This window comes from Gallaecimonas xiamenensis 3-C-1, assembly GCF_000299915.1.
GTDB lineage: Bacteria > Pseudomonadota > Gammaproteobacteria > Enterobacterales > Gallaecimonadaceae > Gallaecimonas > Gallaecimonas xiamenensis.
In genome coordinates this window covers 55,457-75,449 of sequence record NZ_AMRI01000010.1, presented here as the reverse complement: position 1 = coordinate 75,449, position 19,993 = coordinate 55,457, and the positions used below count along the sequence as shown (strand labels likewise).

Sequence of the window (19,993 nt, the reverse complement as noted above, 5' to 3'; positions counted from 1 at the left end):
TCCGCCTTCAATCAGCACTTGCTGATCGAACGAGTCACCTTGATGCGCAACCTAAGTCTACGATTCCTGCTTGCCTCCCTTTGCCTGTTAACCCTTAGCCGCCTTGGACTTGCCATCTGGCAATGGCCCAGGGTGGAAGAAGCCGGTGGCCTCTGGCCGCTGCTGCTGGGGGGCTGGCGCATCGATTTGAGCCTGCTGGCCATGCTGATGCTGGTACCGGCGCTGCTCAGCCCCTGGCTGGGCCATAAGGCCTTGGCCACCAAGATCACCGCCTGGTATTACCGCCTGCTGTTCTGGTGCCTGGCACTGATGGAAGTGGCCACCCCCCAGTTCATCCTCGAATACGACAGCCGGCCGAACCGTCTCTTTTTTGAATACCTCAACCACCCCCACGAAGTGGCGGCCATGCTCTGGCAGGGTTACAAGGGAGTATTGCTGGTTGCCACCCTGGTGCTGGTACTGATGGCCTGGCTGGCTGGCCGTTTACTGCCAGCCAAAGCCGACCCCAAGGCACCACGCCTTGGCACCCGCCTGGCAGGCACCCTGGGGCTGCTGCTGGTCTGCTTCCTGGCAGCCCGTGGCACCCTGGCCCACAGACCCCTTAACCCGTCCCTGGTGGCCTTCAGCGACGATCGCCTGGTCAATACCCTGGCGGTGAACTCTTTCTACAACACCGCCTTTGCCATCTACCAACTCAAGAACGAAAGCTTTGCCGGGGGCGCTTACGGGCATATGAGTCAGCAAGAGGTGGTGCACCGGGTCCGCACCCTGGCCGGCCTGACGGCAACACCACTGGACCCGGCCATACCGAGCCTGCACCACCAGGGTGCCAGTCGCCACCCCGGCAGTAAGCCCAACCTGGTGATCATCGTGGAAGAATCCCTCGGTGCCCAGTATGTGGGCAGCCTGGGGGGTGAAGATCTGACCCCCAACATCGACCGCCTGGCCGAGGAGAGCTGGTTCTTCCAACAGGCCTACGCCACCGGCACCCGCTCGGTTCGGGGTCTTGAGGCCATTACCACCGGCTTTTTGCCCACCCCGGCCCGGGCCGTGCTCAAGTTGCCCCGCGCCCAAAGCGGCTTTTTCACCCTGGCCAGCCTGCTCAAGCAGTACGGTTACCACAGCCGTTTCGTCTACGGCGGGGAGTCGCACTTTGACAACATGAAGAATTTCTTCCTGGGCAACGGTTTTGACGAAATTCACGACCTGGCCAAGTTCAGCAAGCCGGGCTTTGTGGGATCCTGGGGCGCCAGCGACGAGGACATGTTCAAGGAACTGAACGGCCTGCTGGCCAAAGATCAGCAGCCGACCCTGACGGTAGCCTTCAGCGTCTCCAACCACAGCCCCTATGAATACCCCGCCGGGCGTATCGAGCCCCAGGGAGACCCGGCCAGCCGCGCCAATGGCGCCCGCTATGCCGACTGGGCCCTGGGCCAGTTCTTTGCCAAGGCCAAAACTGAAGACTACTGGGACAATACCGTCTTTATGGTGATCGCCGACCATGACTCGCGGGTCTACGGCGCCAAGGCGGTACCGGTGGAGCACTTCCATATCCCGGCCCTGATCCTGGGTAAGGACATCAGCCCCCGTAAGGACCCGCGCCTGGTCAGCCAAATAGACATGGCCCCTACCCTGTTGTCATTGCTGGGAGTAAGCAGCTATCACCCCATGCTGGGTCAGGATCTGACCCGCCAGTCCCCAGATCGGGCCCTGATGCAGTACGGCGATACCTTTGGCTATCTCAAGGGCGACCTGCTGACGGTGCTGCGCTTTAACAAAGAACCTGAGCAGTTCCATTACCAGGCTGGCCAGCTAAGCCCACAGCCTTTGGAGCAGAGCCTGGCAAAGGACGCCCTGGCCTATGCCCTATGGCCCAGCATCGCCTACCGCCAGGGATATTATGCCAAGGTGGTTCAGTCCGAAGTGACAGGTAAGCCGGTATTGGCGCAAGCCATGCAGTAGAAGAAAAGCCGGCTTGAATGCCGGCTTTTTTAACGAGAGGGGAATCAATTGCGCTGGATACTCGGTGTTTCAGCGTTGCGCCAACGATCTGCCTGCCGTTGACTGTACTCTTTCAGTTTCTGGGCATCTGCAGCTGACATACAAATCCGTTTGGGTCTGTTGCTTCCTGTCGGTTTTTCCAAGCGACAGATCAAACCATCTGAGTTTTCAGACCCTTCGGCTGCTGAATTGGCAGCATATTGTGACGATGTACTGCTGCAACCTGCCATCAAGAGCACACCGATGACGATTCCCAAGCTTGCCACTTTCATACAATAATTCCCTTTATATATACAAACTTGAAACATACCGACTAACAGAGTTGATGGCAATAGGTTACGTCATTCATTGAGTGTGAAGTGGCAGTCCCTTGGCAATCCAAGCCTTGATACCTCCGGCAACCGAGTGCACTTTGCTATAGCCCATCAATTGCAAGTTGTGGGCAGCCAAAGCCGAGCGGTAACCGCCGCCGCAGTAGAGATAAAGCGGGGTGTCCTTATCGGGCACCTTTTTCTCTATGTCCCGCTCAATGATGCCACGCCCCAGGTGCTGGGCCTTCGGCAGCCGGCCCATGGCCCACTCATGATCTTCCCTCACGTCCAATAACAGGGCGCCGGGCAAGGCCAAGGCCTCAGCCAACTCACTCACCTCGATTTCCTGTATCCCTGTCCTGATGGCTTCGCACAGGGCCTGGAAGGCCGGGCTATGTTGCATGTTAACTCCTTGAATACTGGGGTTATCCACATTTGCTCACAGACTGACAAAGATAGGACACGGCTTGGCTGCTTAAGTAAGAAGGTACCTTCAACCGGGATAACTGCCATGAAAGCTGCCATTATCACTCTGCTACTGGCACAAGTTTCCTTTTCTGCGCCTGCGGCCCAAAGTGATCACTACACTGTCTATCTTAATTCCACCCCCTTAGTGCAAAGCCTTTATGCAAGTGTGCAGGAGAGCTTTGATGCCTTGTCGGTACAAAGGGAAGTGGACTGTCAAAGATTAAATGAAGATTGGCTAGACCAGCTAGCACTGCAATCTTCACTTAAAAAAGTAGAAAACAGCGACGCTGAGACAGGTTAAAAAAGAACCGGCATAAGCCGGCTCTTTTTACTCAGGGTTTGCTCAGGGCAAAGGATCCAGGTCGGCCCCTTCTTTTTCCACCACTGTGGGCATCAAATCTTCTTTGCACAGGCCCAGTTTCAGGGCCACGGCCGATGCCACGTAGATGGAGGAGTAGGTACCAACCGTGATGCCCATCAGCAGGGCGGCGGCAAAGGCGTGGATCACCGGCCCGCCCACCAGGAAGATGGCAACCACCACAAACAGGGTGGTGGCGGACGTCATGATGGTCCGGCTCAGGGTGGCGGTCAGGGCGTTGTTGGTGATCTCTTCCGGGCTGCCTTTACGCATCTTGCGGAAGTTTTCCCGAATGCGGTCGAACACCACTATGGTGTCGTTCAAGGAGTAACCGATCACCGTCAACACGGCGGCCAGTACCGTCAGGTCAAACTCGATGCCCAGCAGCGAGAAAAAGCCCAAGGTAATGGTCACGTCGTGAGCCAGGGCCACCACTGACCCCAGGGCCAGTTTCCACTCAAAGCGCACCGACACGTACAGCAGGATACAGAGCAGGGCCACAAATACCGCCAGGCCGCCCTGTTCCACCAGTTCGTCACCGACGCTGGGGCCGACGAACTCGATACGCTTGAGGGTGACTTCATCACCACTGTTGGCTTTAAGGTTGGCAACCACCCGGTCGCCCAGGGTAGCGGCATTGGCCTGGTCCTGAGGCGGCATCCGCACCAGCACGTCACGGCTGGTGCCAAAAAACTGCACCGCCGGCTCGCCAAAGCCGCCTTCGGCCAGGTCGTGGCGCACCGCTTCCAGGTCAGCCGGCTGGCTGAAACGCACCTCAATCAGGGTACCGCCGGTAAAGTCCAGGCCCCAATTCAGGCCCTTGAACACCAAGATGCCGATGGACGTCGCCACCAGCAGCAGCGACAGTATCGCCGCCGGCAGGCGTAGCTTGAGGAAATTGACGTCGCTTTTGAAATTGAAGATCTGCATGACGCCTCCTTAAATTGACAGCTTCTCGACACGGCGACCGCCGTAGACGAGGTTGACCACGGCACGGGTGCCGACGATGGCCGTGAACATGGAGGTCAGGATGCCGATGGCCAGGGTCACGGCGAAGCCTTTCACCGGGCCTGTGCCTACCCCGAACAGGATCAGTGCCGTGATCATGGTGGTGATGTTGGCGTCGGCAATGGTGGAGAAGGCGTTGTCGTAACCTTGGTGGATGGCTTTCTGGATGCTGGTACCGGCCCGGATCTCTTCACGGATCCGCTCGAAGATAAGCACGTTGGCATCCACCGACATACCCACGGTCAAGACGATACCGGCAATACCCGGCAGGGTCAGGGTGGCGCCTGGAATAAGGGACATGATGCCGACGATCAGCACCACGTTCATCAGCAGGGCCATGTTGGCAATAAGGCCAAAGGCACGGTAGTAGATGGCCATGAAGATGACGATGGCGATAAAGCCATAGATCAGGGAGTTCATGCCGTCTTGAATGTTCTGGGCCCCCAGGGAAGGGCCGACGGTGCGCTCCTCAACGATCTGGATGGGCGCCAGCAGGGCACCGGCCCGCAGCAGCAGTGACAGGCTGTGGGCTTCTTGGGGCGAGTCGATACCGGTAATGCGGAAGCTGCGGCCAAGGCGAGCCTGGATGGTGGCCACCTGGATCACTTCTTCCACTTTCTTCAGTACCGGCTTGCCGTCCGGGCCTTTTTCACCGGTCGGCTTGTACTCGATGAAGACGGTGGCCATGGGCTTGCCGATGCTGTCCTTGGTGGCACGGCTCATCATGTCGCCGCCCTGGGAGTCCAGCTTGATATTGACCTGGGGACGCTGGTACTCGTCAAAGCCGCTCTGGGCGTCCTGGATATGGTCACCGGTGAGCATCACCCGTTTTTCCGCCAACACAGGGCGGCCGTCACGGCTCTTGTAGAGCACGGAGCCGGCAGGCACACGGCCGTTGATGGCGTCGCCCAGATCATGCTTGGTGTCCACCAGGTGGAATTCCAGGGTGGCGGTCGCGCCCAGGATCTCTTTGGCGCGGGCAGTGTCCTGCACGCCAGGCAGTTCCACCAGGATACGGTCGGTCCCTTGGCGCTGTACCAGAGGCTCGGCCACACCCAGCTCGTTCACCCGGTTACGGATGATGGTGATGTTCTGGCTAAGGGCGTACTCGCGGATTTCCTTGATACGGGACTCGGTCAGGCTCAGCAATACGCTGTCGCCGTCACGTTCCACCAGGTATTCGGTACCGGCGCTCTTCTTGAGGTAAGCCTCGGCCTTGTCGGCAAGGTCCTGGTCACGGAGGGTGACTTTGACCTTACCCTGGCCCAGGCTGCGAATCGCACTGTAGTAGAGCTTTTCTTCACGCAGGTTGGCACGCAGGTCCTGTTGGAGCTGCTCGTCGGCCTTGTTCATGGCCTCGGCCATGTCCACTTCCATCAGGAAGTGCACACCACCGCGAAGATCCAGGCCCAGCTTCATGGGCCCGGCATTGATGCTTTGCAGCCAGGCTGGTGTGGCGGGCGCCAGGTTCAGCGCCACGCTGTAGTCATCACCCATGGCCTTGGCGACCAGTTCCTGGGCCTTGAGCTGGTCTTCGGTGCTCTTGAAGCGGGCCAGCATCAGGCCGTTTTCCAGAGCCACCGACTTGGCTTCCAGCTGATTGTCAGCCAGGACGGAGCGCATCTTGTCCAGGGTGCTGTTGTCGACAACAGCGTTACGGACCCCGGAAACCTGTATGGCAGGGTCCTCACCGTAGAGGTTAGGCGCCGCATACAGGAACCCGAAGATGGTCACCAGGACCAGCATCAGGTATTTCCACAGCGGGTATTTGTTCAACACACCAGCCTTCCTTTTTGTTGTTGTGTTTTTTTAGAGTGACTTCATGGTGCCTTTGGGCAGAACGGCTTGTACCGCCGCTTTTTGTACTGTCACTTCAGTGGTGTCGTTCAGGGCCAGGACGATGAAGTCCTTGCCTTCTTCAACCTTGCTGACGCGGCCGATCAGGCCACCGTTGGTCAGCACTTCGTCGCCCTTTTTCAGGCCGCCCATCAGGTTTTTGTGCTCTTTGACGCGCTTGGCCTGGGGACGGTAGATCATGAAGTAGAAAATGGCACCGAACAGTACCAGCATGATGATGAGCTGCAGGCCGCCACCTTGTTGGCCGGCAGCACCGGTGCTGGCATAAGCGGAATTAATGAACATAACGTCTCCTAAAGGTTATTAAAGTGCGGGTACTTCCATACCCTTGCGCTCATAAAAGTCTTTTACAAAGGCGTCTAATCTACCCTGCTCTATGGCCCCCCGCAAACCTTCCATAACCCTCTGGTAATACCGAAGGTTATGTATGGTATTTAGACGGGCACCGAGGATCTCGTTACAGCGATCCAGGTGGTGCAGATAGGCCTTGGAATAGTGTTTGCAGGTGTAGCAGTCGCACTCGGCGTCCAGGGGGCTGGTGTCGTCGCGGTGCTTGGCATTGCGGATCTTGATGACACCTTCGGTTACAAAAAGATGGCCGTTACGGGCGTTACGGGTGGGCATGACGCAGTCGAACATGTCGATACCACGGCGCACCCCTTCCACCAAGTCTTCGGGCTTACCCACCCCCATCAGGTAGCGGGGCTTGTCGGCCGGCAGCTGCGGGTTCACGTGGCTGAGGATACGATGCATGTCGTCCTTGGGTTCCCCTACCGCCAGGCCGCCGACGGCGTAGCCGTCAAAGCCGATGTCCACCAGGCCCTTGATGGACACATCGCGCAGATCTTCGTACACCGAGCCCTGGATAATGCCAAAGAGGGCATTGGGGTTCTCCAGTTTGTCGAAATGGTCCCGCGAGCGTTTGGCCCAGCGCAGGCTCATTTCCATGGATTTCTTGGCTTCGTCATGGGTGGCCGGGTAAGGGGTGCACTCGTCGAAGATCATCACGATGTCGGAGCCCAAGTCGGTCTGGATCTCCATGGACTTTTCCGGGTCCAGGAAAATCTTGTCGCCGTTGATGGGGTTACGAAAATGCACGCCCTCTTCGGTGATCTTGCGGATATCCCCCAGGCTGAACACCTGGAAACCGCCGGAGTCGGTGAGGATGGGGCCATGCCAGTGCATGAAGTCATGCAGGTCGCCATGGGCCTTCATCACCTCCTGGCCTGGGCGCAGCCACAGGTGGAAGGTGTTGCCCAGCAAAATTTCGGCGCCGGTATCGGCCACTTCTTCCGGGGTCATGCCCTTGACGGTGCCGTAGGTGCCCACCGGCATAAAGGCCGGGGTCTGCACTATGCCGCGTTCAAAGACCAACTGGCCACGGCGAGCCTGGCCATCGGTATTAAAGAGTTCGTATTTCATGGATGCTCCTGGGAATCTGGAAAAACAGTCCAGCCCCTTAAGCCCCGGGGCCCTTTGCCTCGGGGTTCTTGGTAATGAACATGGCGTCGCCATAGGAAAAGAAACGGTACTCTTGGTTCACCGCTTCGCGATAAGCCGCCAGCGTCTCGCTATATCCGGCAAAGGCACTGACCAACATGATCAGGGTGCTTTCCGGCAGGTGGAAGTTGGTGACCAGCCCATCTACCACCAAAAAGCGGTAGCCGGGGTAGATGAAGATGTCGGTGTCGCTGGCAAAGGGCGCCAGTTCGGTACCGGCTTGCTCGGCGGCCTGGGCCGCCGATTCGAGGCTGCGCACCGAGGTGGTGCCCACGGCGATCACCCGTCCGCCACGGGCCTTGCAAGCTTTGACTGCGTCCACCACCGCTTGCGGCACTTCGGCATATTCGCTGTGCATCTTGTGCTCGAAGATGCTGTCGGCCCGCACCGGCTGGAAGGTGCCGGCCCCCACATGAAGGGTGACAAAGGCAGTCTCCACCCCTTTTGCAGCCAGGGCCACCAGCAGCGGTTCGTCAAAATGCAGGCCGGCGGTGGGTGCCGCTACGGCGCCGGGCTTTTCGTTGTAAACGGTCTGGTAGCGCTCCCGATCGGCTGCGTCGTCGGGGCGGTCAATGTAAGGGGGCAGCGGCATATGGCCGATGCGCTCGAGGATAGCCAGCACCCCATCTTCCCCTTCGAAAGCCAGCTCGAACAGGGCGTCATGGCGGGCCACCATCAGGGCTTTAACCCCCTCGTCAAAAACCAGTTCGGTGCCGGGCTTGGGGGACTTGCTGGAACGCACATGGGCCAGTACCCGCTTGTCGTCCAGCACCCTTTCCACCAGCACTTCGAGTTTGCCGCCACTGGCCTTTTGGCCAAAGAGCCGGGCCGGGATCACCCGGGTGTTGTTGAACACCAGCAGATCCCCTTCCTTGAGCTCTTCCAGCAGATCGGTAAAACGGCCGTGGCGCAAGGCACCACTGGGGCCGTCCAGCATCAAAAGACGGCTGGCAGAGCGCTCGGCCATGGGATGGCGGGCGATCAGGTGCTCGGGGAGATCAAAGTGAAAATCGGCGCGTTGCATGGCGGCACAGCTTGTCTGCAAAAAGGGGCGATAGTTTACCTGCTGGGGCTCACAGAGGCCAGTTTCCGGGCCCTGGAGGGCCGCTGCTGGCTCCAAGCTGAACCTGAGAGCCAAGGAAAACGTTTTGTTGTAATTTTACTACAAAAAGCCCTTGCGGCCTGGGCTTAGCCGAGGATAGACTGGCCCCACTTCGTAATTGAGCAAGATTTCTACGTCTTGTCTCCCCCAACGAAGCGCTGTGCAAGCAGCTCTTTTTCATATCCTGTTGTATGACCGTTCCTGTGTCTTTTTTGTGCCCGGCCTTATGGCCGGGCTTTTTTTATGGTGGCCCGCAGGCCGCCGGCAGGACTGTCACCCAGTTCCAGTTCCAGGCCGTGGCGCCGGGCCACCTCACCGACGATGGCCAGCCCAAGACCGGCACCTTCGGTGTTGGTGTCGGCGCCCAGGCGATGAAAACGGGCCAGGCAGGCCTCCCGCTGGTCTTGGGGAATGCCGGGGCCGGCATCGTCCACCCAAAGGTGGTCTTCGCCGATACCGATAGACACCTCACAACCCTCGGGCCCGTAGCGCAGGGCATTGTCCACCAGGTTGCGAACCATCACCGCCAGCAGCGCCCTATCTCCCTCCAATTGCCAGTCGGTGTCCACATTCAGGGCCAGTTGCTGGTCGCGCCGGGCCGCCAGGGGATACATCTCCGCCAGCAATCCCTTGGCCACCTGGGCCAGGGAAACCCTTTCAATCTTGGGCAACTGCTTGCCCCCTTCCAGACGGGCCAGGGTCAGCAGTTGCCCCACCAGGTGCGCCAGGCGGGCAATGCCGTTGCGGGCCGCCGTCAGGGACTGTCGCCGCTGCTCTTCGTCTTGTGCTTCCAGGGCGTTTTCCAGGTGCAACTGGGCCCCGGCCAGGGGGGTACGCAGCTCATGGGCGGCATCGTCGGTAAAGCGCCGCTCCCGGGTCAGGGTGTTGTCCAAGGCCTCCAACAGATCATTGAGGGCCTGCACCAGGGGTTTGACCTCGGCCGGGGTACTTTGCAATTTGAGGGGGGTGAGCTGGTCAGGACTGCGCCTGGCCACCTGGGCCGACAGGCTATTGACCGGCCTGAGTCCACGGGTAATAAGGACGCTGGACATCAGGATCACCAGCACCGTCATCAAGCCAGCCTGCCACAGGGCGGGCTTTAACACCGCTTCTTCGGTGATCTCTTCCCTGACCTCCGCCAACTGCCCGGTCTGCAGCCAGTAATTGTCATGGTCGTCAAAGACGGTAAAAAGCCGCCAGGTCTCGCCACTGGTCGATTGCAGCCAGTGATAGCCGGGGGACTTGAGGTTGATGTCTTCCTTGAGGTTGGAAAACAGCAAATCCCCTTCCGGGCTAAACACTTGGAACAAAAGCTTTTTTTCGTAATGGTGGCCGAAGATGGTTTCGTCGTGCTCCGCCTCCCCCGACACCAGGGACTGGCGGCTGGCCGTGGCCAAGGCGTCGCGGATGGCGTCCAGGCGGGCGGTGTCCAGAGGCTTTTCCACCATACCCATGATGATCCGCGCCGACTGGGCCAGCTCGGCGTCGTAGAGTTCTTCCGCTTCATGGGCGGCGCGGGAATAGCCAAAGATGCTGACCGCCACCAGCACCAGCAGGAACAGCACCACAAAACGCAGGGCAAAATAACGACGGATAGACTTCATGGCAGTTTGGGCATCACATAGCCGACGCCGCGCAGGGTCTTGATGACCTCACTGCCCAGCTTTTTACGAAGGTGGTGGACATGGACCTCGAGGGCGTTGGACTCCAACTCCTCCCCCCAGCTGTAGAGGCGCTCTATCAGCTGCTCGCGGGTCAGCACCCGGTCCGGTTGACGCATCAATTCATGGAGCAGGGTAAATTCCCGGCGTGACAATGTCACCGGGCTGTCGGCCAGGGTCACTTGATGGGAGGCCGGGTCCAGGCTGATTTGGCCGTTTTTGAGCACCGGCTCAACCTGGCCCACCGGGCGCCGGGACAGGGCCCTGAGCCTGGCCAGCAGTTCCCGGGACTCGAAGGGTTTAATCAGGTAGTCGTCGGCGCCGCTATCGAGCCCTTGGATACGGTCGTCAATGGCGTCCCGGGCGGTGAGCACCAGCATGGGCAGGGCTATGCCCTCCTTACGCCAGGCCTTGAGCAGGTCCACCCCGGAGCCGTCCGGCAACTGCCAATCCAGCACAGCAATGTCCGGCTGGCTGACCGCCATGGCCTGGCGAGCCTCCTGGACCCGCTGGTACCAATCCACCGCATAGCCTTCGCGGCCCAGGGCCGTTACCAGGCCCTGGCCCAGCAGTTGGTCGTCTTCTAGTAGCAATAAGCGCATGGCACCTTACTTTTTCTTCCGTTTCTCCAGCTTGGCATTCACCTTGGCCAGCTTGTCCTTGATCTCGGCCCGGCGCCCGGCATCAGCCAGGGCTCGGCCAGGGCGGTCTGGGGCGGCCAGGGCTTTGGTCAAGTATTGCAAGGCTTCCTGGTAACGCCGCTCCTCCAACAGAAAATCGCCGTAAAAGAAGTTGGGGTCAATACCGTCGGGGTTGATGGCCAGGGCTTTTTTGAGGTTTTCCTCGGCCTTGTCATCATCCCCAAAGCCGATGGGCCACCCGGGCACCTGGTAATAAAGGGAGCCAAGGGAGGTGTAGGCCGAGCCCCCCAGGGCCTTGTCATCCAGTTTCAGGGACTGTTCCAGCTCGGCCTTGGCTTCCTTGACGTATTTCAAGGCGCCGATGCCGCCCTTGGCCCCGGCGTAGCTGGCGCTGATGATGGCGCTCCAGATGAGATAGCCCGGGTCGTCGGGGTGAGCCTTGAGTTCGGCCTGGACCTGCTCGCGCAGGGCGGCAAAGGCATCTTCCTGCTGCTTTTCGGCCACCTGGTATTTGATTTCGGCCCAGCTGTCCTGGTAATGGCTCAGGGGGGCCGCCGCCAGGCTGGCGCTTAACAACAAGGGCAAAGTGCACAGAAGGGCTTTCATAAAGACTCCTCGGTATGGGCCTTGATGGTGGCCAGTTGTTTTTGCACGGCGCCGTCCACCACAGTGGGCAGCAGGGCGTTAATGCGGGTAAAGAGCGACTCGGGAAAGCCCAGCACCATGGCCGCCTTGGGTTTGCGGATAAGCAGGCTCACCGCCTGGGCCACCACCTGGGGCGGGTCGACCTTGTTGCCAAGGGCCTGGTTAAGGGCCACGGCATTGGGGCTGTTTAGGGGGGTGTCGGTGGCGCGGGGCGCCAGGTAGCTGACCGCTATGCCCTGGTCCCTAAGTTCCCGGCCCAGGGCCTCGGAAAACCGCTTAAGTCCGCCTTTGGCGGCGCCATAAGCCACATAGCCGGGATAACCAATCTCCCCCAGCACCGAACCTATATTGATGATCTGGGCACCAGCCTTGAGACTCGGCAGCAGGCCATGGACCAAGGCCATGGGGGCCAGCAGGTTAAGGCGGATCTGCCGCTCGATGTCGGCCCAGTCGCTTTTTTCAAAGGTTTGCAGTTGGTTGGTGCCGGCATTGTTGATAAGCACGTCCACTGCCAGTTGCCGCTGGGCCAGGGCTTCAGCCAGGGTCTTGCCGGGCTGGGGGCCGTCCAGGTCCAGGCTCAGCACCTGGTGGCCAGGACCGAGGGCGTCGGCCAGTTGCTGGAGTTTTCCCAAGTCCCTTGCTACCAGCACCAGGCGGTGGCCTTCTGCCGCTAGCCTTTCGGCGATGGCGCGGCCTATACCGCCGCTGGCCCCGGTCAGTAGGATTTGCTTCATCAGGCCTCCATGGGCAGGCTGCGGAACATGTCGCCATAGAGGCGGTACATGCGGTTGGCCATATGGATAATGGCGTCCTGGTCGGCCTTGTCTTCGATGCGGTTCATCAAGGACTCGAAGAAATCGATGTGCTCCAGGTCCAGGCTGCCATGGGAGTAGAGATAACGGCAGGCCCCTTTGCCCAGGCTGAGCTTGGCGCGGATCAGGTCGGCCATGGGGGTAGCCAGGTTCACCGAAGTGCCTTCCAACACCCAGACCATGCCAAAGAGGCTGACCGGGTTGCCCCGGTTAACACTGTCGTAGGCGTAGGCCACCATCAGCTCGGTTTCGAAATTGGCTTTGGACAAGCGGGCCTGTTCCCGGTCGCCCCCGGCGGCGGCGATGTCGTCGAGGATCCACTCGTGGTGGCCGTATTCCTCCTCGATGTACTCGGCAATGGCGCCCCGCAGCCATTCCTTGTCGTCTCCCAGGCGGGTACCACAGGCCATCATCAAGGGCACAGTGTGTTTGACGTGGTGGTAGGCATTGTTCAAAAAAGCCAGGTAGCGCGGCAAGGTCACATCCCCTTGCTGGCAGGCCAAAATGGCCGGCGCACTGAGCAGGTACTGCTGGGCGGCCTGGGTTTCGGTCTTGAGACGGTCAAAAAAGCCCATGGGCGACTCCTTGATGCGCTGGGCCAGGGCCTGGCGGCGCAGACGGCCGTTGGCGGTCAGTTCCTGGCGTTCGATGGAAAAGGGCTCATTGGTGCCACTGAGGCTGTCGAGGCGGGCATAGTCCGGCAACCCCTGATTGAAGCCCTCTTTAAGGGTAGCCAGATCCTCGCGGCCGGTGACCACCAGGGCATGAAGCCCCTGGCTCTCACTGCCATAGACAAAGGCCTGGGCTATGCCCGGCAAGGCGCAAAGCTCCGCTTCCAGCCATTCGGGAGCCACATTGCGGCCCATGGCAGTGACGATGGTGGCCTTCTTGCGGCCAAGGATGGTCAGGGTGCCGTCTTCGGCCAGGGCCCCCAGGTCACCGGTGGCCAGCCACTGGGGCTGGTCGCCTTCCTCCCCCAGGTAGCCCAGAAAGCTGTTGCCCCTGACTTGCACTTCACCGTCTTCGGCCAGCCGCACTTCCACATGGGGTAGCACCTGCCCGACCGTGCCGGGTTTGTTGGCGCCGGGGATGTTAAGGGCCACCACGGAACAGGCTTCGGACAGGCCATAACCTTCATAAAGGGGTAGGCCCAGGGCCTGGGCCTGTTCCAGCTGCGCCTGGGCAGTCTTGCCGCCCCCCAGCGCCAGGAAGCGGTAGCTGTCGGCCAAGCCCTGGGCTTTGCCGGCCAAGATCACCGGCAGCAAGGCTGGCACCAGGATCAGGCTGTGGGGCTGGTAACGGGTCAGGGTCGAGAGCATCTGGGCCGGGTCCAGGCCACTGGCCCCTTTGACCCCCAGCTCTGCCATGGGCACCAGGGTCACGCTGGCGCCGGCCAGCCATGGCACGTAGAGCCCGCCGAGGTTTTCCAGCAGTACCGCCAAAGGCAGCAGGCACAGGTGCCGTTCCACTCCTTGTTGGCCGGTTACCCACAATAAAGAGCGACAAACCGCCAGCATATTGGCCTCGGACAGGCAGACCCCTTTGGGGTTTCCCGTGGTGCCGGAGGTGTAGGTGATTTTGGCGGTGCCCGCCGGCAGCGTCTGGGGAGCATCTACAGCCAGCAGGCTCAAGGTGCCCTGCCCTGTTGCCAGGGTTTGGCTGGCCATGGGCAGGGCTACCGGCGCCAGCACCGCATCGAGGCCGGCATCGGCAATGACATGAAGCTGCTGGGCGCGGCTGAAGAAGCCTGGAATGGGCACCAGCACCAGCCCGGCCTTAAGGGCGGCCAGGTCGGCAATGGTCCAGGCCGCTTCGTTATCCATCAGCAGACCCAGGCGGCGAACCCCGGCCCCTGCCAGGGTGGCGGCCAGCTCTTCGGCGGCGGCCAGCAGCTGGGCGCCGGACAGTTTTTGCGCCGGGGTAACCAGGGCGCAGGGATTGACGGCCAGGGCCTCGGCCAGTACCTCATACAACATCGGTGATCTCCGGGGCTATGGCAGAGAGGATCCGCATCAATACCGGCTGGGCCTGGATGGCCTGCCAACCTGCCTGTACCGAGCCGGCAAAGACCGCCGGCTTGTTCTGGTAGTAACGCCCCCACTCCTGGGCATCGTCCCCCAACTTGAGGGCGCTGGCGTCGGCCAGGAACCAAGGCTCCAGCCCCAGGCGGGAAAAAGCCGACTGCAATTCGCGAGTGGCGGTAAAGACCACGTAGTCCACCCCGCTCTGGGCCAGGTAGCGGGTCAGGGCCAGGATCATCAGCCTGGCCCCCCCTGCTTCGCCGGCCAGGTTACCCACCTCCACTATCTGGCGGCGGCTAAGGTCATGGCCGGCGCGCTGGGCCAGCACCGCCTCTATGGGGCCGTCCAGGTACTGCTCCAAGAACAGGGTGTTATCGGCGGCGCCACGCACCCCGCAGCTGGCCAGCCAACGGTCGTTGTCGGTCAGCAGGTATTGCTGGGGCAGGAAGTGGCGCAGCCTGGCCTGGTGGGCGTCGGCATAACGAGCACAGGCAAAATGCTTGATGGCGTCAAAGGCGTCCGTGCCTTCCAAACAACGCTGAAACTGCATTGCCTTGGGAGCAAATTTGGCCAGCATGGGAAGACCTCGAGGGGGATGGTGCTTAAAGCCTCGCCAGAGAAGCTTAAGAGAGGCTTAAGGTTGGGTCTTGCCGTGAAAAAACAGTGAATTACATCAAAGAGCCTAATAAAAAAGGCGGCCGAGGCCGCCAAACGCTTAGGAACTAGGTTATTGCTTAGTGGAACTGCTCTTCCTCGGTGGAACCTTTAAGGGCAGTTACCGAAGACTGACCACCCTGGATAACGGTAGTCATGTCGTCGAAGTAGCCGGTGCCCACTTCCTGCTGGTGGGCCACGAAGGTGTAACCCCGGTCAGCAGCGGCAAACTCTTCTTCCTGCATCTTCACGTAGGCCGACATGTCGTTACGGGCATAGTCGTAGGCCAGGTTGAACATGTTGAACCACATGTTGTGGATACCCGCCAGGGTGATGAACTGGAACTTATAACCCATGGCCGACAGTTCGCGCTGGAACTTGGCTATGGTCGCGTCGTCCAGGTTCTTCTTCCAGTTAAAGGACGGCGAGCAGTTATAGGCCAGCAGCTTGCCGGGGTACTTGGCATGGATGGCCTCGGCAAAGCGGCGCGCCTCTTCCAGATCCGGCTTGGCGGTTTCGCACCACAAGAGATCCGCATAAGGGGCGTAGGCCAGGCCGCGAGCAATGGCTTGCTCGATACCGGCACGCACCCGGTAGAAGCCTTCGCTGGTGCGCTCACCGGTGACAAAGGGCTTGTCGTAGTCGTCGCAGTCGCTGGTGATAAGGTCAGCGGCGTTGGCGTCGGTACGGGCCAGCACTATGGTGGGCACACCGGCTACATCAGCCGCAAGGCGGGCGGAGATCAGCTTTTGTACCGCTTCCTGGGTAGGCACCAATACCTTGCCGCCCATGTGGCCGCATTTTTTGACAGACGCCAACTGGTCTTCGAAGTGCACGCCGGCGGCGCCCGCTTCAATCATCGACTTCATCAGCTCGTAGGCGTTCAGTACGCCGCCAAAACCCGCTTCGGCGTCGGCGACGATGGGCGCGAAGTAGTCGATGTAGCCGTCATCACCGGGGTTTTTGCCCTTTTGCCATTGAATTTGGTCGGCGCGGCGAAAGGCATTGTTGATGCGCTTGACCACGGCCGGCACCGAGTCCACCGGGTACAGGGACTGGTCAGGGTACATGGACTGATAGCTGTTGTTGTCGGCGGCCACCTGCCAGCCGGACAGGTAGATGGCCTGGATACCGGCCTTGACCTGCTGCACCGCCTGGCCGCCGGTCAGGGCGCCCATGGCGTTGAGGAAGTCCTTCTCAGGGCGAAAGCTCGGGCGGGCCCCTTCGTTGACCAGCGTCCAGAGCTTTTCGGCACCCAAACGAGCCAGGGTATGCTCGGGCTGGACGGAGCCGCGAAGGCGTACCACGTCCTCGGCACTGTAAGTGCGTTCCACACCTTTCCAGCGCGGATTCTCAGCCCAATCCTGTTTCAGAGCGTCGATTTGCTGTTGCCTGTTCATGCGTTGGTCCTTCTTTCAGTCGATGAGGGTGTAACCAGGTTCAGTCAAAAAGGGAACGAAGCGGTCTGACACAGTGATCCGGGTCAACAGCTCCGCCGCCTCACGAAAACGGCCATTGTCAAAACGGTCGGCACCCAGTTCTTCCCGAACCTGTGCCATTTCTTCGGTCAAAAAGCGGGTAAAGAGTTCGGCGGTGACCTTCTGGCCGCCAGCCAGGGTCTTGCCGTGGCGCAGCCATTGCCAGATGGAGGCCCGGCAGATCTCGGCGGTGGCAGCGTCTTCCATCAGGCCATAGATGGGAACGCAGCCGTTGCCGTCGATCCAGGCTTCGATGTACTGCAGGGCCACCCGGATATTGGTGCGCATCCCCGCCTCGGTGCGTTCCCCTTCGCAGGGGGCCAGCAGCTCGGCAGCGGTGATGGGGGCGTCCCCTTCCCGGGTCACAGCCAGTTGGTTGGGGCTATCACCCAGGGCTTCGTCAAACACCGACAGGGCGGTGTCGGCCAGGCCAGGGTGGGCAATCCAGGTGCCGTCATGGCCGTTGCGGGCTTCCAATTCCTTATCCTGGCGCACCTTGTTCAGCACCCACTGGTTACGCTCGGCTTCCTTGGCGGGGATAAAGGCGGCCATGCCGCCCATGGCCAGGGCGCCGCGCTTATGGCAGGTGCGAATGAGCAACCGCGAATAGGCGTTAAGGAACGGCTGGTCCATGGTGACCACCTGGCGGTCCGGCAGCACCCGGTCCGGGTGATTACCCAGGGTCTTGATATAGCTAAAGATGTAGTCCCAGCGGCCGCAGTTGAGCGCCACGATGTGGTCTTTGAGTTCGAACAGGATCTCGTCCATCTCGAACACCGCCGGCAGGGTTTCAATCAGCACTGTGGCCTTGATGGTGCCGCGAGGCAGGCCGAAGCGGTCTTCGGTAAAACAGAACACCTGGCTCCAAAAGCGCGCTTCCAGGTGGCTTTGCAGCTTGGGCAGGTAGAAATAGGGGCCGGAGCCGTTTTCCAGCAACCGCTTGTGGTTATGGAAAAAGTACAGGGCAAAGTCCCACAGGCAGCCCGGTACCACCCGGCCGTTGAAGGTCACGTGTTTTTCCGGCAGGTGCAGGCCGCGGACCCGGCAGATCAATACGGCGGGCTCGTCGGTCAGGCTGTAGTACTTGCCGGACTTGGGATCGGTGTAGGTGATGGTCCTGTCCACGGCGTCGCGCAGGTTGACCTGGCCTTGCATCACCGCCTGCCAGGTGGGGGACAGGGAGTCTTCGAAGTCGGCCATGAACACCTTGGTGCCGGCATTGAGGGCATTGATCACCATCTTGCGTTCGGTGGGGCCGGTGATCTCCACGCGCCTGTCGGTCAGGTCGGCGGGAATGCCGCGAATCTGCCAGTCGCCGTCACGAACGGCCTGGGTCTCTGGCAAAAAGTCGGGCAATTGCCCCTGGTCAAAAGCCTGTTGGCGAAGGCTCCTGGCTTCAAGCAGACCAGGCACCTTGTCAGCGAACGCCGCCATTAGCTCCTGAACCCAGCCCTGGGCGCTTTCGCTCAGCAGCTGCTTTTGTTCTGCGGTCAGTCCGTTCTGCACCTTCAACATCGGGCCTCCAATTACATTTGTAAGGTTGCAACCACAACAACCCAAGTTTCTGTCTGGTCATCCAGACGGCTATCCGTTGCCTAAACACTGACGGAGCCGCAAAGCAAAATCAACAACAAAAAATAAACAAAATCAAAATTAAATTATAAGCGCATGTTTTTAATAGTTTTTTATGGCATTACCAATTAGAGCTTTAACTCTTATTGGTAAGACCAAATAACCTTTTCGTAACTGAAGGGCACTTTCAATTCGAAAAGTCGAACTGAAAGTTTTTTGTAATTTTATTGCATTTATACAATCTGCAATCCCAGCCGAACCAGGTTAAAACCATAAAAATCAATTGATTAACAAATTAAGGCCGCATCGGCAGCAGACAAGAACCGTGAAGGGAGTGAGAAATTAGAAAGCTAAGGGGATGAAAAGAAAGCCACTTACCGTGGCTTAAGCAGGGGGCGGTGCAGCAGGTTGTCTAGGGAGAGAAAGCGGGGCTCTGGGATCTGGTCCCATTCAAACCAGTGCCAGCCAGCACATTTTTGCGGCTCCAGGCATCGAGGCTCCCCCTCACCCAGGGTGCCGGTAACAAAGAGAGTCAGGTAGTGAAGGCCTTCAGGATAGAGGTCATTGCTGACCGCCACTAACCTGGGCTCATCAAGTTGCAGGCCGGTTTCCTCGGCCAGCTCCCGCTGGGCGCAGGCCAGGGGGCACTCGCCGGCTTCCAGGTGGCCACCAGGCAGGGCCCAATGACCTTGCCCGTGGCTGCCTCGGCGCTGCCCAACCAGCACCCTGCCCTGGCGCTCTACCACAACTCCGACCCCAACCTTGGGGCCAGAGAAGATCACAGCAGGGATTCCGGCAACGCTTTGGCGATCAGTTCGCCCAGGCGCCGGTAAGTGCGAATGCGGCTTGAGGTCTGGCGCCATACCAGGCCTATCTCCCGGTACGCGTCGTCATCCAGGCGATGGGCGACCAGCTCGGTGCCCACCAGAATGCCGGCGTCTATGGCCAGTTGCGGCAAAAAGGTGGTGCCCAGTTTGGCATTCACCATCTGCACCAGGGTATGCAGGCTGGTGGCGGCAAAGGGATTGATCTTGGTGGAGTCGGTCAGGTGGCAGGCGCTGACGGCATGGTCAGTCAGGCAATGCTCCTTTTCCAGCAGGAAGACGCTGCGCTCGGGCAGCTTTTTCAGGTCGGGATCGGTGCCCCATTTTTCCTGCAGCTCCTTGTGCATGACCTGGCTGAAGGGGTCCTTGCCCAGGCGCATGGTATGGAAGCCCTTGGTGTCCACCGGCAGGGCCAGCAGCACCAGGTCCAGCTCACCGCGCTCCAGCATGGCCAGCAGGTTCTGGGTGGTGTCTTCCCGCAGCAGCAGCTTGAGATCCAAATAGGCGGCGTTGACCTCGGTCACCACCTTGGACAACAGGAAAGGGGCTATGGTGGGAATGCAGCCCAGGCGCACTTCACCGCTCATGGGGGAAGCCTGGTTTTGTACGTACTCCACCAGATCGCGGGTGTGGTTGACGATGTCCCTGGCCCTATTGATGGCCTCAAGACCGGTAGCGGTAAAAAGAAAGGACTTGTTGTCACGTTCGATGAGCTGGCAGCCCAGCTGTTCTTCCAGGTTCTGGATACCGGCAGACAGGGTGGACTGGGACACATTGCAGGCCCTGGCGGCACGGTTGAAGTTCTGGTGTTCTTCCAAGGCCAGCAGGTAGGTGAGATTTTTAATGCTCGGCAGTCTCATAATAGGCAGTTCCGATTAAACCCGTCGTTTTTCTTCGCTTCAATGATAGTTCAACCCTTGGCTAGACTGTAGCGGTTTTCTTAGGGCTGGTTCAGCCAGCCTTGCCATCCCCATATTGCACAGCACTTACGCCGGCCCTGCCGGCTTTTTTTTACCTGCCAAAGCACAAAAAAAACAAGCGGCTAAGGCCACTTGCATTAATAGGGTATTCGTTTGGGGG

Annotated in this window: 19 protein-coding genes; 2 read left to right on the top strand and 17 right to left on the bottom strand. The window is 59.8% G+C overall.

Translation table 11 applies throughout. From position 1 onward, the window contains the following. The first annotated feature begins 42 nt into the window (after positions 1-42). A complete protein-coding gene (locus B3C1_RS08590) occupies positions 43-1,962 on the top strand; it encodes an LTA synthase family protein (RefSeq protein ID WP_008484235.1) in 1,920 nt (639 codons plus the stop codon). A 44-nt stretch (positions 1,963-2,006) separates the two neighbouring features. Here the strand turns inward: B3C1_RS08590 and B3C1_RS20160 are convergent, their stop codons facing one another. Further along, positions 2,007-2,273 (bottom strand): hypothetical protein, encoded by a 267-nt coding sequence (locus tag B3C1_RS20160; RefSeq protein ID WP_156804509.1) that lies wholly within the window; start codon positions 2,271-2,273, stop codon positions 2,007-2,009. 73 nt (positions 2,274-2,346) lie between these two features. Beyond that, positions 2,347-2,715 (bottom strand): rhodanese-like domain-containing protein, encoded by a 369-nt coding sequence (locus tag B3C1_RS08585; RefSeq protein WP_008484234.1) that lies wholly within the window; start codon positions 2,713-2,715, stop codon positions 2,347-2,349. A gap of 108 nt (positions 2,716-2,823) precedes the next feature. Here B3C1_RS08585 and B3C1_RS20155 point away from each other — a divergent pair, with 108 nt between their 5' ends. Next, positions 2,824-3,081, top strand: a complete 258-nt coding sequence (locus tag B3C1_RS20155; protein WP_156804508.1) for a hypothetical protein — start codon at positions 2,824-2,826, stop codon at positions 3,079-3,081. A gap of 42 nt (positions 3,082-3,123) precedes the next feature. On the opposite strand, the gene secF is transcribed toward B3C1_RS20155, so the two are convergent. From secF to B3C1_RS08510, 15 genes are all read right to left on the bottom strand, one after another. After that, a complete protein-coding gene (secF, locus tag B3C1_RS08580) occupies positions 3,124-4,068 on the bottom strand; it encodes a protein translocase subunit SecF (RefSeq protein WP_008484232.1) in 945 nt (314 codons plus the stop codon). 9 nt (positions 4,069-4,077) lie between these two features. Next, a complete protein-coding gene (gene secD / locus B3C1_RS08575; protein ID WP_008484230.1) occupies positions 4,078-5,925 on the bottom strand; it encodes a protein translocase subunit SecD in 1,848 nt (615 codons plus the stop codon). 30 nt (positions 5,926-5,955) lie between these two features. Further along, a complete protein-coding gene (gene yajC, locus B3C1_RS08570; RefSeq protein ID WP_008484229.1) occupies positions 5,956-6,288 on the bottom strand; it encodes a preprotein translocase subunit YajC in 333 nt (110 codons plus the stop codon). A gap of 18 nt (positions 6,289-6,306) precedes the next feature. Beyond that, the gene (gene tgt / locus B3C1_RS08565) at positions 6,307-7,425 is read right to left on the bottom strand and encodes a tRNA guanosine(34) transglycosylase Tgt (protein WP_008484227.1); all 1,119 of its coding nucleotides are present in this window, start codon (positions 7,423-7,425) and stop codon (positions 6,307-6,309) included. 37 nt (positions 7,426-7,462) lie between these two features. Next, positions 7,463-8,527 (bottom strand): tRNA preQ1(34) S-adenosylmethionine ribosyltransferase-isomerase QueA, encoded by a 1,065-nt coding sequence (gene queA / locus B3C1_RS08560; RefSeq protein WP_008484226.1) that lies wholly within the window; start codon positions 8,525-8,527, stop codon positions 7,463-7,465. 302 nt (positions 8,528-8,829) lie between these two features. Then, positions 8,830-10,209, bottom strand: a complete 1,380-nt coding sequence (locus B3C1_RS08555) for an ATP-binding protein (RefSeq protein WP_008484225.1) — start codon at positions 10,207-10,209, stop codon at positions 8,830-8,832. Beyond that, positions 10,206-10,868 carry a response regulator gene (locus B3C1_RS08550; RefSeq protein WP_008484224.1) on the bottom strand — a complete coding sequence of 221 codons (663 nt, stop codon included), beginning with the start codon at positions 10,866-10,868 and terminating at the stop codon, positions 10,206-10,208. Before B3C1_RS08550 ends, B3C1_RS08555 begins: the two co-directional genes overlap by 4 nt. A gap of 6 nt (positions 10,869-10,874) precedes the next feature. Further along, entirely contained in the window at positions 10,875-11,513 is a 639-nt protein-coding gene (locus B3C1_RS08545) for a tetratricopeptide repeat protein (protein ID WP_008484223.1), read from the bottom strand. After that, complete coding sequence (locus tag B3C1_RS08540) at positions 11,510-12,286, bottom strand: SDR family oxidoreductase (RefSeq protein ID WP_008484222.1); 777 nt, start codon at positions 12,284-12,286, stop codon at positions 11,510-11,512. Before B3C1_RS08540 ends, B3C1_RS08545 begins: the two co-directional genes overlap by 4 nt. After that, positions 12,286-14,340: an AMP-binding protein gene (locus tag B3C1_RS08535; protein ID WP_008484221.1), complete on the bottom strand. Its 2,055-nt coding sequence runs from the start codon at positions 14,338-14,340 to the stop codon at positions 12,286-12,288. Before B3C1_RS08535 ends, B3C1_RS08540 begins: the two co-directional genes overlap by 1 nt. After that, entirely contained in the window at positions 14,330-14,962 is a 633-nt protein-coding gene (locus B3C1_RS08530) for a thermostable hemolysin (protein ID WP_008484220.1), read from the bottom strand. Before B3C1_RS08530 ends, B3C1_RS08535 begins: the two co-directional genes overlap by 11 nt. A 157-nt stretch (positions 14,963-15,119) precedes the next feature. Further along, positions 15,120-16,439, bottom strand: coding sequence for an isocitrate lyase (gene aceA / locus B3C1_RS08525; RefSeq protein ID WP_008484218.1), 1,320 nt, complete (start codon positions 16,437-16,439; stop codon positions 15,120-15,122). Positions 16,440-16,454: 15 nt separating this feature from the next. Beyond that, positions 16,455-18,032: a malate synthase A gene (gene aceB / locus B3C1_RS08520; protein WP_008484217.1), complete on the bottom strand. Its 1,578-nt coding sequence runs from the start codon at positions 18,030-18,032 to the stop codon at positions 16,455-16,457. A 431-nt stretch (positions 18,033-18,463) separates the two neighbouring features. Beyond that, positions 18,464-18,871 (bottom strand): nucleotide triphosphate diphosphatase NUDT15, encoded by a 408-nt coding sequence (locus B3C1_RS08515; RefSeq protein WP_008484216.1) that lies wholly within the window; start codon positions 18,869-18,871, stop codon positions 18,464-18,466. Further along, positions 18,868-19,773 (bottom strand): hydrogen peroxide-inducible genes activator, encoded by a 906-nt coding sequence (locus tag B3C1_RS08510; protein WP_008484215.1) that lies wholly within the window; start codon positions 19,771-19,773, stop codon positions 18,868-18,870. The genes B3C1_RS08515 and B3C1_RS08510 overlap by 4 nt, the downstream gene beginning before the upstream one ends. Positions 19,774-19,993: the final 220 nt, after the last annotated feature.